Source organism: Psychrobacter sp. BF1, from assembly GCF_019279065.1.
Classification (GTDB): Bacteria; Pseudomonadota; Gammaproteobacteria; order Pseudomonadales; family Moraxellaceae; genus Psychrobacter; species Psychrobacter urativorans.
The window spans coordinates 612,755-628,316 of sequence record NZ_JAGYWV010000001.1; the positions used below are offsets into that span (position 1 = coordinate 612,755).

Annotated in this window: 27 protein-coding genes and 1 tRNA gene; 14 read left to right on the forward strand and 14 right to left on the reverse strand. The window is 42.0% G+C overall.

All coding sequences use genetic code 11. The features are described from left to right. Positions 1–3 precede the first annotated feature (3 nt). From KZA12_RS02445 to KZA12_RS02510, 14 genes are all read right to left on the reverse strand, one after another. Positions 4–417: a hypothetical protein gene (locus KZA12_RS02445; RefSeq protein ID WP_218689071.1), complete on the reverse strand. Its 414-nt coding sequence runs from the start codon at positions 415–417 to the stop codon at positions 4–6. Between the two features lie 11 nt (positions 418–428). Then, on the reverse strand, positions 429–731 hold the full coding sequence (locus tag KZA12_RS02450; RefSeq protein WP_218689072.1) for a hypothetical protein: 303 nt from the start codon (positions 729–731) through the stop codon (positions 429–431). A 117-nt stretch (positions 732–848) separates the two neighbouring features. Further along, on the reverse strand, positions 849–1,037 hold the full coding sequence (locus KZA12_RS02455) for a hypothetical protein (protein WP_218689073.1): 189 nt from the start codon (positions 1,035–1,037) through the stop codon (positions 849–851). 159 nt (positions 1,038–1,196) lie between these two features. After that, positions 1,197–1,946 (reverse strand): hypothetical protein, encoded by a 750-nt coding sequence (locus KZA12_RS02460; RefSeq protein WP_218689074.1) that lies wholly within the window; start codon positions 1,944–1,946, stop codon positions 1,197–1,199. A 72-nt stretch (positions 1,947–2,018) separates the two neighbouring features. Beyond that, positions 2,019–3,164: a RecT family recombinase gene (locus KZA12_RS15020; RefSeq protein ID WP_218689075.1), complete on the reverse strand. Its 1,146-nt coding sequence runs from the start codon at positions 3,162–3,164 to the stop codon at positions 2,019–2,021. Positions 3,165–3,197: 33 nt separating this feature from the next. Further along, a complete protein-coding gene (locus KZA12_RS02470; protein WP_218689076.1) occupies positions 3,198–4,208 on the reverse strand; it encodes a YqaJ viral recombinase family protein in 1,011 nt (336 codons plus the stop codon). A gap of 2 nt (positions 4,209–4,210) precedes the next feature. Continuing rightward, positions 4,211–4,447, reverse strand: a complete 237-nt coding sequence (locus KZA12_RS02475; protein ID WP_218689077.1) for a hypothetical protein — start codon at positions 4,445–4,447, stop codon at positions 4,211–4,213. Continuing rightward, the gene (locus KZA12_RS02480) at positions 4,440–4,592 is read right to left on the reverse strand and encodes a hypothetical protein (RefSeq protein WP_218689078.1); all 153 of its coding nucleotides are present in this window, start codon (positions 4,590–4,592) and stop codon (positions 4,440–4,442) included. The genes KZA12_RS02475 and KZA12_RS02480 overlap by 8 nt, the downstream gene beginning before the upstream one ends. A gap of 256 nt (positions 4,593–4,848) precedes the next feature. Next, complete coding sequence (locus tag KZA12_RS02485; RefSeq protein WP_218689079.1) at positions 4,849–5,097, reverse strand: hypothetical protein; 249 nt, start codon at positions 5,095–5,097, stop codon at positions 4,849–4,851. Between the two features lie 260 nt (positions 5,098–5,357). Next, a complete protein-coding gene (locus tag KZA12_RS02490; protein ID WP_218689080.1) occupies positions 5,358–5,885 on the reverse strand; it encodes a DUF2335 domain-containing protein in 528 nt (175 codons plus the stop codon). Then, entirely contained in the window at positions 5,882–6,121 is a 240-nt protein-coding gene (locus KZA12_RS02495) for a hypothetical protein (protein ID WP_218689081.1), read from the reverse strand. Before KZA12_RS02495 ends, KZA12_RS02490 begins: the two co-directional genes overlap by 4 nt. Positions 6,122–6,414: 293 nt before the next feature. Further along, positions 6,415–6,645 (reverse strand): hypothetical protein, encoded by a 231-nt coding sequence (locus KZA12_RS02500; RefSeq protein WP_218689082.1) that lies wholly within the window; start codon positions 6,643–6,645, stop codon positions 6,415–6,417. Between the two features lie 222 nt (positions 6,646–6,867). Beyond that, positions 6,868–7,365 (reverse strand): hypothetical protein, encoded by a 498-nt coding sequence (locus KZA12_RS02505; RefSeq protein ID WP_218689083.1) that lies wholly within the window; start codon positions 7,363–7,365, stop codon positions 6,868–6,870. Between the two features lie 112 nt (positions 7,366–7,477). Beyond that, positions 7,478–8,197 carry a S24 family peptidase gene (locus tag KZA12_RS02510; protein ID WP_218689084.1) on the reverse strand — a complete coding sequence of 240 codons (720 nt, stop codon included), beginning with the start codon at positions 8,195–8,197 and terminating at the stop codon, positions 7,478–7,480. Positions 8,198–8,326: 129 nt separating this feature from the next. Here KZA12_RS02510 and KZA12_RS02515 point away from each other — a divergent pair, with 129 nt between their 5' ends. The 14 genes from KZA12_RS02515 to KZA12_RS02580 all read left to right on the forward strand — a co-directional run bounded on the left by KZA12_RS02515 (position 8,327) and on the right by KZA12_RS02580 (position 15,545). After that, on the forward strand, positions 8,327–8,509 hold the full coding sequence (locus KZA12_RS02515) for a hypothetical protein (RefSeq protein WP_218689085.1): 183 nt from the start codon (positions 8,327–8,329) through the stop codon (positions 8,507–8,509). A gap of 66 nt (positions 8,510–8,575) precedes the next feature. Then, on the forward strand, positions 8,576–9,043 hold the full coding sequence (locus KZA12_RS02520) for a phage regulatory CII family protein (protein ID WP_218689086.1): 468 nt from the start codon (positions 8,576–8,578) through the stop codon (positions 9,041–9,043). After that, on the forward strand, positions 9,043–9,216 hold the full coding sequence (locus KZA12_RS02525; RefSeq protein WP_218689087.1) for a hypothetical protein: 174 nt from the start codon (positions 9,043–9,045) through the stop codon (positions 9,214–9,216). Before KZA12_RS02520 ends, KZA12_RS02525 begins: the two co-directional genes overlap by 1 nt. Then, positions 9,206–9,442: a hypothetical protein gene (locus KZA12_RS02530; protein ID WP_218689088.1), complete on the forward strand. Its 237-nt coding sequence runs from the start codon at positions 9,206–9,208 to the stop codon at positions 9,440–9,442. The genes KZA12_RS02525 and KZA12_RS02530 overlap by 11 nt, the downstream gene beginning before the upstream one ends. Next, a complete protein-coding gene (locus tag KZA12_RS02535) occupies positions 9,439–9,615 on the forward strand; it encodes a hypothetical protein (RefSeq protein WP_218689089.1) in 177 nt (58 codons plus the stop codon). The genes KZA12_RS02530 and KZA12_RS02535 overlap by 4 nt, the downstream gene beginning before the upstream one ends. Next, positions 9,612–9,899 (forward strand): hypothetical protein, encoded by a 288-nt coding sequence (locus KZA12_RS02540; protein WP_218689090.1) that lies wholly within the window; start codon positions 9,612–9,614, stop codon positions 9,897–9,899. Before KZA12_RS02535 ends, KZA12_RS02540 begins: the two co-directional genes overlap by 4 nt. Positions 9,900–9,975: 76 nt before the next feature. Continuing rightward, positions 9,976–10,722 carry a Rha family transcriptional regulator gene (locus KZA12_RS02545; RefSeq protein WP_218689091.1) on the forward strand — a complete coding sequence of 249 codons (747 nt, stop codon included), beginning with the start codon at positions 9,976–9,978 and terminating at the stop codon, positions 10,720–10,722. Continuing rightward, positions 10,722–11,777, forward strand: coding sequence for a hypothetical protein (locus KZA12_RS02550; RefSeq protein ID WP_218689092.1), 1,056 nt, complete (start codon positions 10,722–10,724; stop codon positions 11,775–11,777). Before KZA12_RS02545 ends, KZA12_RS02550 begins: the two co-directional genes overlap by 1 nt. A gap of 812 nt (positions 11,778–12,589) precedes the next feature. Next, complete coding sequence (locus KZA12_RS02555; protein ID WP_218689093.1) at positions 12,590–12,787, forward strand: hypothetical protein; 198 nt, start codon at positions 12,590–12,592, stop codon at positions 12,785–12,787. Further along, positions 12,787–13,257, forward strand: a complete 471-nt coding sequence (locus tag KZA12_RS02560) for a class I SAM-dependent methyltransferase (RefSeq protein WP_218689094.1) — start codon at positions 12,787–12,789, stop codon at positions 13,255–13,257. The genes KZA12_RS02555 and KZA12_RS02560 overlap by 1 nt, the downstream gene beginning before the upstream one ends. Then, positions 13,257–13,673 carry a hypothetical protein gene (locus KZA12_RS02565; RefSeq protein ID WP_218689095.1) on the forward strand — a complete coding sequence of 139 codons (417 nt, stop codon included), beginning with the start codon at positions 13,257–13,259 and terminating at the stop codon, positions 13,671–13,673. The genes KZA12_RS02560 and KZA12_RS02565 overlap by 1 nt, the downstream gene beginning before the upstream one ends. A 43-nt stretch (positions 13,674–13,716) precedes the next feature. Next, positions 13,717–14,310, forward strand: a complete 594-nt coding sequence (locus KZA12_RS02570) for a hypothetical protein (RefSeq protein WP_218689096.1) — start codon at positions 13,717–13,719, stop codon at positions 14,308–14,310. Between the two features lie 564 nt (positions 14,311–14,874). Then, positions 14,875–14,951 (forward strand) — tRNA-Arg (locus KZA12_RS02575). 27 nt (positions 14,952–14,978) lie between these two features. Then, the gene (locus KZA12_RS02580; protein ID WP_218689097.1) at positions 14,979–15,545 is read left to right on the forward strand and encodes a putative metallopeptidase; all 567 of its coding nucleotides are present in this window, start codon (positions 14,979–14,981) and stop codon (positions 15,543–15,545) included. Positions 15,546–15,562: the final 17 nt, after the last annotated feature.

The window sequence follows — 15,562 nt, forward strand, 5'->3', positions numbered from 1 at the left end:
TACTTAATCAAAATTAGTTTCTATGCACTCAACTGCTGCACCATTACCATGGTAAATACTGTGATTGGTTAGCACGTCTATTAATGCTCCTCGTAGAACGTTTGAAGCGCTACTTTTTAGCTCAATAACACCATCCTCGGTGCCACCTTCCGCATTGCCGTTAATCCATTCGTCTATCCACTCTTGGATTTTTTCTGGCAAATCTTCTGTTTGCTGGATAGCGTTTTCAAGGCTGGGAATAATTTTGCAAACGGTAAAGAACCCTGGCATGTGATCGTGGCTCTCAAAATACTGTTGACGTATTTCAGGCGCTTCGGATTCTGCATCTTCACGGCTTTTATAAGTCCCTTCGTTTAGAACCTCGCCGTCAGCCATGCTCATGTAATAAACCTGTTCTTCTTTATTTAAGTAACTCACAACCATTCTCCTTATGCAAAAATTCTAATATATGAATTGTCGTAATCGATACCTTCAGGATCATGGCCTTCGGTCATTTCCTCAGACATCTGTCTTGCGACCTCGACAATATCACTACGATGTAACTTGTCTTTAGTGACCCATGCCAGTTCAGCAGGCTTAAAACTTGGGTCGAACTTTTTCATCAGTACTTCGACTAAGTAGTAGCGAGGATGCTTAAATATCTGATAAGCACTCTTTAGCCAATCGTCGCAGCGAACAACTCCGGCCTTAATTGCAGTGTCATCCGTTTCTTCTTTGAATGATATCTGCATATAGCCATCAAACTCTTTGATGAAGTCACCATCATCACGTCTTTGCTGCCTAGCTTGATTGATCTGCTTAGTCTTGACAGCTTTGCGCTTAGTACGATTTTTTTATCTTAGCCATTGCTAGTCCTCTAAAATGTCACGGCCCACTGTGATCTTAATATCGATACCGTCATCAAAACTAAAACCCGCGCTACACTCGCAACCCACGAACTCAGACGGTAAACCTTGTTCCAATCGATTAAGGTCAGCACGATAATGCTCAATGACCTCACCAAAGGTCTTATCTTTTACTGCATCAAATCTGGTCATGGTTAGTCCTTAAAATTAGGTGTCTAGGCTGGTAACAGCAATCTACTGTTACCCCAGCATCGTCGCCTTGGAGCGCTCGATCTCGAACACGCTTGTTATGAGCCGTCACCTCACCAACTAGCTAATACTGGTTGCCTAAACGATTGACGGTTGATTGACTTATATGACTTCTTCAGCGACGTACTCAATAAGACCTACGACCTCAGCCTCAATGTCACCAGCTTCTAGTTTTTTATACCACTCTTGCAGCTGTTCCCAGTGCCCTTGCTTGAGCATACGAGCATGTCCTGCTTTGTTCTGCTGATAAGGCATAGCGTAGACACAAGCAGCTAAGTCACTATCATGATTGATTAGCACGTCACGGCAACGGCGGGCAAAAGCTTCAGCTAACTGATGACTTGGTGCTGGTACCACGCTTTTACCTTGACGAATGGGGACTACGACACACCACAGTAGGTTATCTTCGTTGTCAACTAGCTCACCTTGGTCAGACTCGCTTAAATCGATTAAGTCCATACCGCCTACATATTGATCACTATCAACCAATACAATCTGACAATCGCACTCATTGCCGGATTCGTAAAGCTCTGCAAGCGCTTCACTGTTATTGCTTTTATTAACAATAACCGTCAGCTTAATTTTATCTTTGATATTGATTTGCTCAACATAGCCGCTTACACGGGTCATAGAACCACTGGCCATAGTGTTAATTGCAGCGGTCACTGTTTGACGAATCCCACGATCGACACGGCCAATACTTTCTAGCTGCTGAACCTCAGTCATCTTCTGCCAAACATTCGGCTGTGCTTTGAGCTCTTGCAATACCAATTGTTTGATGCTGGCGCCAACGTTCTGAGCTGCAACAGTAGGGATGTTTACTTGCTCAACGTCTTTATTTTCAGTATTCATAATCTTGTCCTTATCTTTTAATCGGTTTTCAAATAGGGGCGACTTACGGCCGCTAGTCGTCATGCAGTTTTCTTAACCTTGTGCGCCGATTTCTTCACTAACGATTTCCAGCTTGTCGTATAGCGCTTGGGCTTGGTCACCAAAGTCAGCGGCCTTATCATCAATCACATTTTTTAGTTTTTCAGCAACATCGAGATCGGTGCAATCATTAATCTGTTTCATGATGTTGCTGTACTCGTTGCCAGTGATTATCGATTTTTTCTTGGCAGTCCAAGCAATTTGCATGGTTTTCAAGTCAGCATCCGCTAAGACAGGCGATTGGCTATCTTTCGCCTTTTGAATATCAGCAACAACACTTTGTGTATCTTCGAGCGTTTGCATATTGCTAATAGCGGTCATCAAGTCGCTAGTATCGTAATACTTAATTACTGGTGCTGAAGCAGTCGCTTGCTTTGCGCTAGACACTCGTTGCATTAGTGATTCAGCACCAGCGTTTGCAGTCTTTGGCGTGACATTACGAGGCTCACTATTGCCACGGTCTGCAAGTTCGTCAGGTGTATAGACGCCTAAGATAACGTCAGGGCAATGTAGTCTCGCCCATCTTTTAATGGCTAGGTATGCAATCTGTTGCTTAGGGTCTTCAGTCCACAGCGTTGAGTTGCGAGTTAGAGCTTGAGACATCAAGAGTGTTAACTCACGGGGATTATCTTCGCCCCGCAAGGTTGCCCATACCTTCACGCCTAAACCTTCCTCGTCTTTAGTATTCCAGTTAGGCGCTTTGTAAGTCGTTTTGTTGCCATTTTTATCATCAAACTTACTAGGCTTATCAACAAACTTACCTAGTATCTTTTCCCAATCACCGAACCATTCAAACTGTAGGCGACCAGTAGTAGGGGCGCGACTCGTAATAACTGCATTAACAAGCTGCGCTTCATATCCGATTACACCTTTAATGTTAAAGGTCTTTTGAGCAACGGCAAATGGGTTCATGCCCCACTGTAATGCTTGCATACATACAGCTAGACAGTCGCCTATGTTGCCTCGCATGTGTTCTGGCACCATGCTCTTGCTTTTCGCCATCATTTCCGCAAACTGTGACATTTGATAAAACGCTTGCGGATTAATAATTAAATTTGTGGTTTCTGTTGATACGTCTTCGTAACTGTCAATAATGAGGCTTGGTGCTTGGTTGTCGTACTGTTCGTTTGAATGACTCATGGTGTTATTCCTTTATTAAATAATTAAACGGGTTTATTTGACTCGCATTACACGGCTTTCGCTTTGCTTGTTATACTTTTCAGCAAGCTCTGGCATGTCCTTTTTAAACTGACTACTATTAAAGCGGTTGCTGGTTTGCATCTTGTAAGTAGCGACCACTTCGCCATCGATTGCCAATGCTTCATTGTCTTGTATCTGACAAATCAAGTCGGTCTGGGCGATCTCAAGCGCGGCTTTAACTTCTTTTTCTTGTATCTTCAGCAACTCGTAATGTTCAAACGCTTTAGCTGCTTCGCTATCGAGTGCGACATCAAGCGTCGTATCAGGATTATGTCGTGGGTACTTATCCTTAGCGTTCCGCAAGGTAGTAGCGTCAGGCTCAACACCAGCTAATACGTTATTGACCCAAAAGCTTTCAGCAGCTTCAAATAAGTAATCAATGAAGTCTTGATGACGATCAATCTTGTACTGGCGATACTTGTTACCGCCAATGAGTACCGCCATGTGGCAAGTATCAACACCAGTTACACCCATATACCACTGAGCTTGACATTGATACTGATCAGGCACCTCATCTGACTCCTCATTACCCCAATTTTTACCAACGTATTCACCTGCAGTTTTGATCTCAACAATCTGATCAGTAGTCAGCTTGCCGTCTTTAAAGCGAACATTCCCTGATACGTCACGATTGACAATGGCACGGTCAATGTTAGCGATAGCCCATGGTTTATCTGGATGACGCATAAGGAAGTTAACATTTTGAATTTTAAGACCAGTTCGCTTGGAGAACTCTTTAGCGACAACATCCTCAAGTACCGTGCCCCAGTAAGCAAACTCGTTCATATCCCCTGGTGATAGCGGTTGCACTTTGGACTGATAAATATCATAAGACGTAGCGTAAGGTGATACACCAATGATTGCTGCTATGTCACTACCACCGATGCCGGACTGACGTAACTTGAGCCACTCTTCGCGGCTTAGATTGGTAGTCTTTATCGCATTGGCGTCCTGCATTTGCTCGAACTTAATTACTGCTGACATGGTTATTCTCTCCCGTATGCTTTGGCTAAAAATTGGTTGGCATATTTTGCCGTCTTGTATTCTTCAGATGCGAAGTAAATAACATCGTCATCAATATCAGCCTGATTGTCTGCCAAGTATTCTTTATGCAGCTCGATAGCCGTTCGATCATTATCATCGTCAGTAGCAAGGGCAGGGATTGCCATTGCTACATTAGCTATTAGCACAACACTTGCTACTGCCAATAAGATCTTATCCATGAGCAACCTCCATCACTGACTTAAAATCTATCTGACGCTTATAGCGCTGAACAATCACGCTACGAGCTTGCATTTTAGTAACGCCTTGCTGACGTTCGACATAGTGAACGCCATCTAAGACGTAAGTTAATTCCCAAAATTTCATAAAAACCCCTTAGCAATAACTGCAAGATAGGCAAAGACTCATTCTGTCGTACGCCTCGCTGCGTTGGCATCGTTCACAAATTCTTACTGGCTTGACTGGTACTGCTTTAGCTTCGTGCTTTTGAAAGTCGAAACCTTTAATTGCTGCAGTTATGTTTTGCAGCACATTGCTATTTCGTCCGGTATCGTTCATAATCTTCTTACTCCTTAGTGAGTAAAGCCGCTGCTCAGTCGAATGTTAAGCGGCTTTTTATTGTCTATTTTTTAGCATCTATAACTTGAGCTGCGATACTCATTGCAGCGTTATAACCTCGCTGCCAATCACTTGGTATTGTTCGCTTGCCGTCATGCAGTGCTTCCATAATCAGCTTGCCCTGCGCCTTTTCTGCTTGCTCAATACGCTCTTTGGTTGAGATCCGCATTTTAGGTACTGGCTTAACCTTAAAGACGTTATTCATGTCTTTCTTGCGCTGCTCTTGACGCGCAATATCTTCTTTTAGATTCATTTTTATTCCTTAGGTTCAAATTCATGCGTTAAATAGTTTTAGTGATTGCTCACAAGGCGGTTGCTACTTACTAATGCCGTTTCGATGTAGTGATATTAAACAAAACGTTTAATAGTGTCAACTATTTTTTAAACAAAACGTTAAAATTTTAAACAAAATGATTTTACAGACACAAAAAAACCGCCAACGAGGGCGATCTGGGTAATAGGGTAGGCAATAAAAAACCCACTGGAGAGTGGGTTTTTTTAATTATTTACAATTCATTCACTAGTTTCAATTCTCTTTTCTTCGTGTTTTCTTTGTAGAAACATGACAGTTATTACACCTATTATAATACCTATAGGTAAGCTAGCTAACCATGGCTCTTTTATATAAGCAAAGAAAGCAGATAAAGCCATCAAACAGCAAGTTAGAATAAAAGCAAAAATTTGGCCACGGGATTTAATGGTGACTTCTTTGCCACGTATGATGGATGCTTCTTTTTGCTCGTCGATATTTGCAGCATCTACAGTTATTACACGTTCTAAGCTTTTTTCATTAAGCTGCATTTCATGTCGCTTAATTTCCATATTAAACTCTTGCTGCTTGACGACCATATCAAACATTTGCTGCCCTGCACCTGGTACAATTCTTTCGTATTCTTCAACAAACTTGGGTGGTAAGAATGGCGTTTCTATACTTGCGGTGATGGTTCTCTCAATGATCCTGCCTGACTCGTTGTTTTGATTAGGGATGTAGTCAGGATCATAAGATGGATCATGTGAGTTAAAAATATTATCATCATTCATCTTAAAAGAGGCTCAAGTTTGTACTTTTCATTTTCACTTAAGCCTTCGATATTTGAATTCGCCACGCCACGCATATTTAGACCCACTTCAATCCAAGGCTCGTGAGTAGACAGAGCGGTAATTTTCTTTATCTCTAGTTTTTCTTCTTCAATATACTTTGGTGATGCATGGGTCAAGGATGGCATCATCACTAAAACAGACATTACGCCTTCTAAAAATGGTGATAGCTTACTCATAGTATTATCCTCTTTTCTGTTTTTCATCTAGCTGCTATAACAGCAGTTATTTTTAGCCATGGTAGTATAACTTAATGTAACTTTCAATTGACAAATTATTTCCAACATTAAAAACCGCCAATAAGACGGTTTTTAATGTTACTATATAACATAACATAATTTTAGGAATACCAATCTTATGCCAATCGATATCGAAGTAAAGCGCGAAGTAATTCGGCTTTTAATATCTAGTTCACAATTCGACTTTTAGCAGATTAGCGAAATTACAGATTGTGCTGAAAAACTAACCGATTTTATACTAGGGAAGAGTCGGACTCAGGAACAGTGCGATGCTTAACTGCTGTCAAGCACTCTGCATATAGAGTTAGATAATAAAGTCTATTACTAGCCTCTTTAGCGACACATGCAGTTCCTGAACGTCCATTTTCATTATGAGCTATAACTAACATTAGATCATAGGCAACACGCTCAGCGCTGTTGTCTTTTATTTCGATAGGGCCTTGTATATTCATACTATCTGCCATTTTTTAATCTCCTTGTCAGCCAATCTCAAGCGTGCTGGCTTTACGCATAAAACCAATGAGGTACATTCATGAAAATCGAAACCTTACTTCTCATAGAAAACAGATTGAGCGAATGTTCAACTCAGATTTATATTGAAAATCTGGACTGCGACTATAACGAGCTCTATGTGCCAGTTGGTGACTACACGAAGCCAATCGGTTACTTAAAATTCAAACAGATAGCTAAAAAAGGCTGTTTTGAATTATCGTCATTAGAGAATCTAGATTATCCCAACCCACATCCACAATTCTCGTTGTCAGGTGTTTTATACTCTCGGCAGGCAGCTCTCGAAGCACATCAATCATTGTCTGCTTACGTTCAGCTGGCAGATTAGACGACAGAATCATCGACTCTAAGATAATTCTAAATTGCTCCGTTTCAAACTTTATAGTTACTACTCCAAGTATGGCGGATAAGCCGCCATCATCTGCAAGGAAGTCCATGCCAAGGTGGGTGATTGAGGATATATTAGGCATGGCATTGTAATCTCCAACCGTATTAGGCATTAATATGCTTTTCTCGGAAATTAACTTATGTGCCTGAAGGTAAGCTAGGTTAGCAACAAACTTTCGATAAACATCAGTTCCAAATTCATATCTTTCATCTAGTTCTATGGACGCAGGATAGACCTCACTCAGCTCGGTTAAAATAGCCAACTGCATTTCTCTATCTAAAAGCATATTCATATCCTTGTGTTAATATCAATCCAACGCCTCACGATAGACTCACCAGTCTAGTGGCAGCGTGTCTAATGGCTTAGCGTCCTAGCATTTACGCATCTAATCCCAATCGTTAGTATTCCACATACTTACCAATAACTTTGCCTACCAAGTTGCAATCACCCATTGGCAGCATTTTTTGTTCATGCCAATCAGGGTTAAGCGGCTTTAGGTACATATCACTAAACGTTTCACCAATAACCAACTGTTTAAACGTAGCTTCCGTATCATCGTTACATTGCACAACCACTAGATCACTATCTTTAAGTGCGAACAAACCTGTTTGAGGTTCAACGTAAATAATATCATCAGGCTTAAAGTCAGGCATCATACTCCGACCTTGCACACGTAAGGCAAAACCATGCTTTGATAGATTGGGCGGCTTTGGAGCCTCACCTATCACATCGTCCATAGTAACTGCTGTTGTGTTTGACCAGCTACCAGCTGCTACCCAGCTCAGAATTGGTACTGTGTTAGAAGTGGATGTCATTCGTACGCTCGTAGTTCCTTTTGGCGTAGGGTGGTTATTATCCTTTGTACCGCTTTCAATATCTGCAATCTGCTGCATCAACTCACTATGTGTTGGCTTCTTAGCCTCGCCCTCTCCAGTCAATATCCATCCTAAATTCAACCCAAACTCTTGCGACACATCCATTGCACCTTTCTTTGACAATCCCCGCTTAGACCAATTGGTTATGTTCTGTGGAGAGGCGTTTATTCTCAATGCAAGGGCAGATGGCTCTAGCCCTGTCTGTTCAAAAACTCTTTCCATAGTTGGGTGCGTGTTACTCATATTATAAACACCTTGTTTAAGTTTCGTTTATTAAAACAAACATCAAGCTCTTTTTGTTAAACAAATACTTGACCCAATTAAACATTTTGTTTAATATCTACTAAACAAAACGATTATAAGGAAAGTACCATGACTGACAAAGAGCTAATTATGAAGCTCGGTGGAGTTGGCGTTGTTTCGGATTATCTTGGCGTCAGCTATCAATGCGTTTTCAACTGGCTTAATCGTGGCATACCTTCAAAAGTAATGCTTGATCATCGAGATATATTCCTATCAGACGATCCCAAACCGTTATCAGTAGAAGAAGCCTAATACCTGCAATGAATATTATATAAATGCGGGTTTAAACAAAACGTTTTTAAATACAGGTGCAACACAATGAATGTAATAGACGCAGCTCACAGGACAGTACATAACCCTAAACATGGAGGGTCATCGGCTATTGCGGCACGCATGGGCATGTCTAGCAATGTATTGAACAGTAAAGTGAACCCACAAACCGACACCCATCATCTTCGCCTTGATGAAGCATTAACTATCATGGAATTTACGGGCGATCACAGCATCATTCAAGCAATGGCTCACCGTCTTGGTGGTGTGTATTGCGAAGTAAATAGCGAGCCCAGTAAAGACGATTTAATAATGACTGCCTTGTCAGCATCAGCATGTCAGGGCGATGTAATGGCTGAAATGCACAAGGCGCTAGAGGATGGTCGTATCAGTTGCAATGAGCTGAAAAATCTAGAGCAAAAGATACAAACCGCCATGTCGTCACTTCAATCCCTTAGCAGCCACGCCAAGATCAAACACGCTAAGGATAATCCACGCTTACAAGGGATGAGCTAATGAACTGCAACAACTGTCCGCACAAAACCGATGGCAAATGCTGTCACCAATCAATTATGCCTGTTATCAAACCAAGCGTAGTAGTCAACATGGTAGCTGTTACGCTTTTGGATTCTATCAAGGCTCATTATGACGAAGCCTACGAATACTACGGAGATTTCTATGAAGACTAACAGTGACGAATTGGCATGGGATCGTGAGTTTAAGCACGTAGAAGCTAAGCAAAACCAGCGCTTACAGGCGCTACTCGCAGATGATGACTTAGTTAACAGACCACTGGAGGTAAAAGCTATTGAGAGTCAGAGAATCACAATTTTTAACCGCAATTTTGCAACAACCATTCTTTATATAATCGCCGCTATGGTGGCCATTTATTTTATGTTTTGGAGCAGCCAATGATCGCTGAACGAGATTTTAAACGTGTTAATAACCGTCCGAAAAAGAATAAAACCACTGATGCGGAAATTGCGGAGTACGAAAAACGAAAAAGCATAACGCAGCTTGATCCGACTGACAACAGAGGGCTTACCAAATCGTTTGTAGGTTGGGTGCTAGAGGATGAAGTCTTATGAAAATTACAAGATTAGATAATTTTGGTGAAGGCTTTAAGAACACACCAAGGCCAGCGCACAAGGAGCCAGCTAAAAGAGTAAGCGCCAAAGATACCACAGACGTTAACTCAAAATCAGTGCTAGAGGAGGGGCTTAAAGAAAATCGCATCGTTTACTTGTCTGAATTCACAAACAAGATGGCGGTTAAGAACGCAGTAGGGAAGCTAAGGCTATATGGCTGGAGAATCAAGACTCATAAGCAAGGTCGTAAGGCAGTAGGTTATGAGCTTATCAGGGCGCAATAAAAAACCCTAACCAGATGCAACTGGAAAGGGCAATCAATACAAGACGAACATTACAAGAAAACGGAGTGTAACAGAAATGAACAACTTAATGCAAAACAATATCAAAACTATGTCTAGTCGTGAACTAGCGTCTTTGTGCAATAAAGCCCATGACAACGTGCTCAAAATAATACGTTCATTGATAGAAAGGGGTGTCGTTTTAAATACGATACCCCGAACGTACATCCATGAGCAAAACGGGCAGCGTTATACGGAATTTTTGTCTAACAAAAGAGACAGCTTTGTCATTGTTGCTCGCTTATCGCCGGAGTTTACAGCAGACGTAGTTGACCGTTGGCAAGAGCTAGAAAACCAAGTATCAGCCAGCAGTCCAGTCACGCCAGCATTGCCAAACTTCACTGATCCGTATGAATCCGCCTTAGCTTGGGCTGAACAGTATAAAGCCAAGGAAGTTGCGCAAGCTCAGATTACCGAGCTACAGCCAAAAGCAGATGCACTAGATGCGCTCAGTCATATTAAAGGCTCGCTTGGCATACGTGAGACAGCGAACGCAGTTGGCATACCAGAGCGCAAGTTTATAGCCCGTTGCACTGATGAGAGAAAGCCGGTGACATCAAGATTCATGTATCGCGATGATAAGGGTAGGTTAAGGGCTTACGCGCACCGCGTTAAACAAGGCTTTATGACTCAAAAGATCACAAGCTATGCAGGGCCAGACGAGCAAAGCATTGCAGCAGTGCAGGTTAAATTTACAGCGGCAGGTGTAGCGCATATCGCAAAGATGATGCAAAACAAGCCAGCTAAGCAGCTGAGGGTTATGTAATGAGATACCACGGTCGTATTAACTATGTTAAATGCCACGAGTGGGGTTTAAACGTCGCTCAAGGCGCTTTGTTTGACTTACTTAACGAATCTAGCTCATGGGCTAAAACGCATATCATAGGCGAAGATGTTTACTACTGGGTTTCACGTAACAAGGTGCTGGATGAACTTCCGGTAGTCTATAAAAAAGCCGACACCGTTTATCGTAATTTAAAAGTTTTAGAAGAAAAGTGCTTAATTGTGTACGTTAAAGAAGGAGTAAAAGACCTTGTTATGTTGACCGAAAAAGGTAAGGCATGGAACGCAAAAATCAACTCGGATATAAATCCGAGTAACGGTGAAACGGATAAAAACACGGAAATAAATCCGAGTAAGTTCGGAAATAAATCCGAGAATACAGGTAAAAACACGGATATAAATCCGACAGATAAGGATACCAATACTAATAAGAATACCAGTAATAAGAATACCAGTGACCGTGGTAATTCGGGTGACTGGATTGATGAAAGTTTTGAGGGGTTCTACGAGTCTTATCCGAACAAGAAAGGCAAGGGGCAGGCACAGAAAACTTGGAATAACGTCTTCTTAGGTAAAGGTGATCATAAAAAACCATCAAACCCATCTGAGCTTTTTGAAACGATTATGAATGCTGTCAAAACACAGACCTCAGAAATTCTTTTATCAGAACCACGTTTTAGAAAACACCCCAGCACTTGGCTAGATGCTAAAGCATGGCTTGATGAGGTTGCATCACAGCCAACTCAGTTACCCGTAGCAACAGAATCCTACAAGCCAGCGTTTAATGGATGGAATGATAGAAACCCCGATTACCAACCGCCGGGACAGCAGTCAAACGTTTACCATCCTAGTCAGTCTGATTTTAAAGAGCCAGCTGCTACAAGTCCGGTATCTGATCCTAATTGGCACTGGAAAGACCCGTTGCCTGGTATGAGTATTCCGCAGACCGAAAAGTATTTGCAAGATAACAAGTTGGCAGGTGAAAAACCGAACAAAACTTATCAGCGAGTGCTTATTGAATTACAGGAGACGGTATGAGCATTATTAAATTTCAGAAGAAAGAATACGTGGTCAGCACATCATGCGAGCACAACAACGTAAATATCGATAGAGCTAACAAGTCGATAACGTGTAGAGATTGTAAGGCGGTGCTTGATCCGTTTGACACAATTATGAATTACTCGGATGCACTAGACGATTGGGCTAAACGATTGGATAAGTATGCGGATGACACTAAGCTAGATTTTTCTAGGAATCAGATTGTCGCTCGCAGACTTGAGAATAAGAAGCGTACCAAGTGCCAGCATTGCGAGAAAGTTACTGAGATAAAGATCAAGGAGCCAACGCTTTGGGAATCTCATGCAGAAATGGTAAAGAGGTCAGTGTGAACAACTTAGTTACAGGCTTAATGATTGCTTACTTAGTTTGCTCATACTTCTTGGTCTACAGATATACAGATTTAGCGCATAGGGCAACAAGAGTTACGGCGGTATCAATTAAGTTTACATGGTTTGAGAGAGTAACAGGGACATACGTTTTAGCATTACCGATATTTTTACTCTTAGTTTATTTAATAGGTGAGTGGCGAGCATGAAAATCATGAATCATAAGAAATCAGCAACAACAAGAGCTGATAACTTTGAAACTAGACTCACTGTGCTACGTCACATAGCCGCCAGCCATCCAAAGTGGGTCGGACGTACAGAGTTATCAGAAATGCTAAAGGGGTCGGTTAGAACGCATCAGAGAGCGCTACAGGGATTAGTTAGTTTGGGTTACTTAGAGTGTGACCGATGCAATCCGATGGGGTATTGATTAGTTAAGGGCAAATTTGAGGAGTTCCAAGGGTTATGAGAACCACAGAGAGTCTCGAGGTCTCAGGTCTACAGAAGTCATTCGATACTAAAGCTTACGCTTATCAGGGCTACTCAGGTCGAGTAAGGGTCGTTGAAGGTAACCCTTTTCATGATGACTGGGCTAAGTGGTCTGATGATGGTAGGGCCAAAGATCATAACTATGGTGATATTAATTTGAGGGATATTAAGTAATGAAAAAGATACTTGACCTATGTTGTGGTAGTCGAATGTTTTGGTTTGACAAACAAGATGACAGGACAATTTTCACTGATAAGCGCCGAGAAAGCCACACCCTTTGCGATGGTAGGAAGCTAACAATATCGCCTGATTTTGAAATGGACTTTACTGCATTGGATTTCGATGACGAACAATTTCATATGGTCATCTTTGACCCACCTCATTTGCTTGAGGCTGGTAAGAATTCATGGCTGGCCCTTAAGTACGGCAAGTTAGATGAAACTTGGCCAAGCATGATTAGAGATGGTTTTTCAGAATGTTTTAGAGTGCTCAAACCCAACGGCACATTGATATTCAAATGGAATGAGACGCAGATTTTAGTCAAAGATATTTTAGCGCTGACAGATCAAAAACCAGTAGTCGGTCATATCAGTGGCAAACGAGCTAACACACATTGGATATGTTTTTTAAAGGACTTGAAGTAATGAGCATAGCAAAAATTGGAATCGATACTGGGACCAACACAGGCCTAGCAGTTTGGGATAAAGGACGACTTGCAGCAGTTGAGAGTATGACAATCACAAAAGCAATGGATTTTATTTTAGATCATTATCCAGTTCAAGCCGAAGTTAAGTTGTATATCGAAGATGCGCGCAAGTGGATTGGGTTCAACGGCAAGACCAAGGCCACTGATGCAAGGTTGCAAGGTGCTGGTAGTGTTAAGCGCGATGCATCGATATGGGAAGACTGGTGCAAAGAGAAGGGTTATGAAGCGGTATTTGTTAAACCAATGGGCAAGGGCATGAAGAAGTCGGCAGAAGATTTCAAGCGAATAACTGGCTGGAAAGGTAGAACGAACGAGCACAGCAGGGATGCTGGAATGATTGTTTACCAGCGTTAAAACCATTTACTAATGTTTACTTTGAATTGAGGGGAAAGAGCGCATGAGCCAAATACTAAAGCAGCGTTACGGCACAGGCGATAGAACGATTATTCATCACATAGACTGGCTAAAAACCGGTATGGGCGCTAAGACAGTTAAATTTGATATCGGTGCCGGCGGTCTTCCTCCTGATGTTAATTGGGAAGATAAGAGCGCAGCAGTGGCGCTGATCAAAGACAAAGCGGCCAAGTCACTAGCATCGTTATTGGTTTGGGGTGATAACGATAACTGGGATAAGCGACGCCCATCACTGATAGTCACAGATTATTTAGCAGCACTAATGATTGATAGGTGTGCCGATGACGAGCGAGAAATACCAAGGGGCAGTAGTTACACCATGAAGGAGTTTGCAGCACTTGTAGCACGTATGACGCTGCATTTCGAACTGTATAATTTGTGGAGTGTCTATACGGTTGAGGGAAGATTGTTATTTAGTGGTATTAAAATGAATGATCGAACATACAGCAACTTCTTTTCAACCTATCAGCGTCAAATGCTCAATGATTTAAGTGACTTAACAGACTTGGTTAACGAGGATATTGCTCGGTATAAGTTTGAGCTGGATAAAGATGACTTGACCCATGACGCACTGTAGTGCTATATTTCCTACACTGGCGTAAGTTGTAAGTAAAGCCAACCCATTCAGGCGATTAGTTAATACTAATCGCCTTTTTTTGTGTCTGAATATCTACGGTGAGCCTTAACGGGGAGCAGCCATCCAAGCATGAGCGGGTAGATGAACAATTAAGGCGCAAACCATATATTATTATTAGGAGGTCACAATGCGATAAAGTAACAGTGGCCCCGAAACTCACCTAGTCCACTTAGTCACGGTCTAGCACATGCCAACGCGATACACTTGCAGATGACGACTGCTAACTATGTTGAGCTATCAGTGACCATCTAATTTGCATGTGATGACGATGCGAGTTGATAGCTACCTTATTTTGCCCGATATGTGATTTCCCATAACGGGCTTTTTTGTGTCTGAAATTCGGTGATGACTATGCGATACGAGCATACGAGCGAGACTCTTTACAACAATTATCGCAATGGTGAGACTCTAGAGTATAGAGCGTCCAATCTAAAACTACTTACTGATAGAGCTGATCGTGGCAACAGTGAAGCTAAAAAGTATCTTGCTATGATCAATAAATAAGCGCCTATAGCTCAGTTGGATAGAGCACCCGCCTCCTAAGTGGGTTGTCACTGGTTCAATTCCAGTTAGGCGCACCATATAAATAACTCGCTACGGAGGTGAGCATGCCAACAAGACCAATGCCACCTAGCGAAGATATGCGGCCGTTAGTGGCTGCTCCTGAGATACATGAATGGCTACATGCCACCATACTTAACCCTGATCATGAGTGGTTTAACGAAGACCATCGACACCTAATGGAATACTCAGTAACTGAAATAGCGTTTATGTGGGCCCAAAGTGAATACGTGAAAGCAGGTAAGCAAATATTAGGCCAATGCGAAAAAGTCATGATGATGGCCGGAGGTTGGAAAAAGATACGTCAAGAAATGTGGTTTGAGGATACGTTGGGCGATGTGCCCGAATATCTGATTACATTGGATGCGAGTTATTGCCGTGACTGTACCAACTCTGAATTTGCTGCATTGGTTGAGCATGAGATTTATCACATTAGGCATAAACCAGATATGTTTGGTGATCCATCGTTTAAAGCGGATGGTAGGCCACAGCTTGAATTAATCGCTCATGATGTTGAGGAGTTCTTCGGAGTGGTCAGAAGATATGGTGGCGATGAGGCAGTTATTAAGATGGCTGAATTACAAGATTGTGAGCCGCAAATCAATGCTAATTAGGTTTACCTAGGGATACG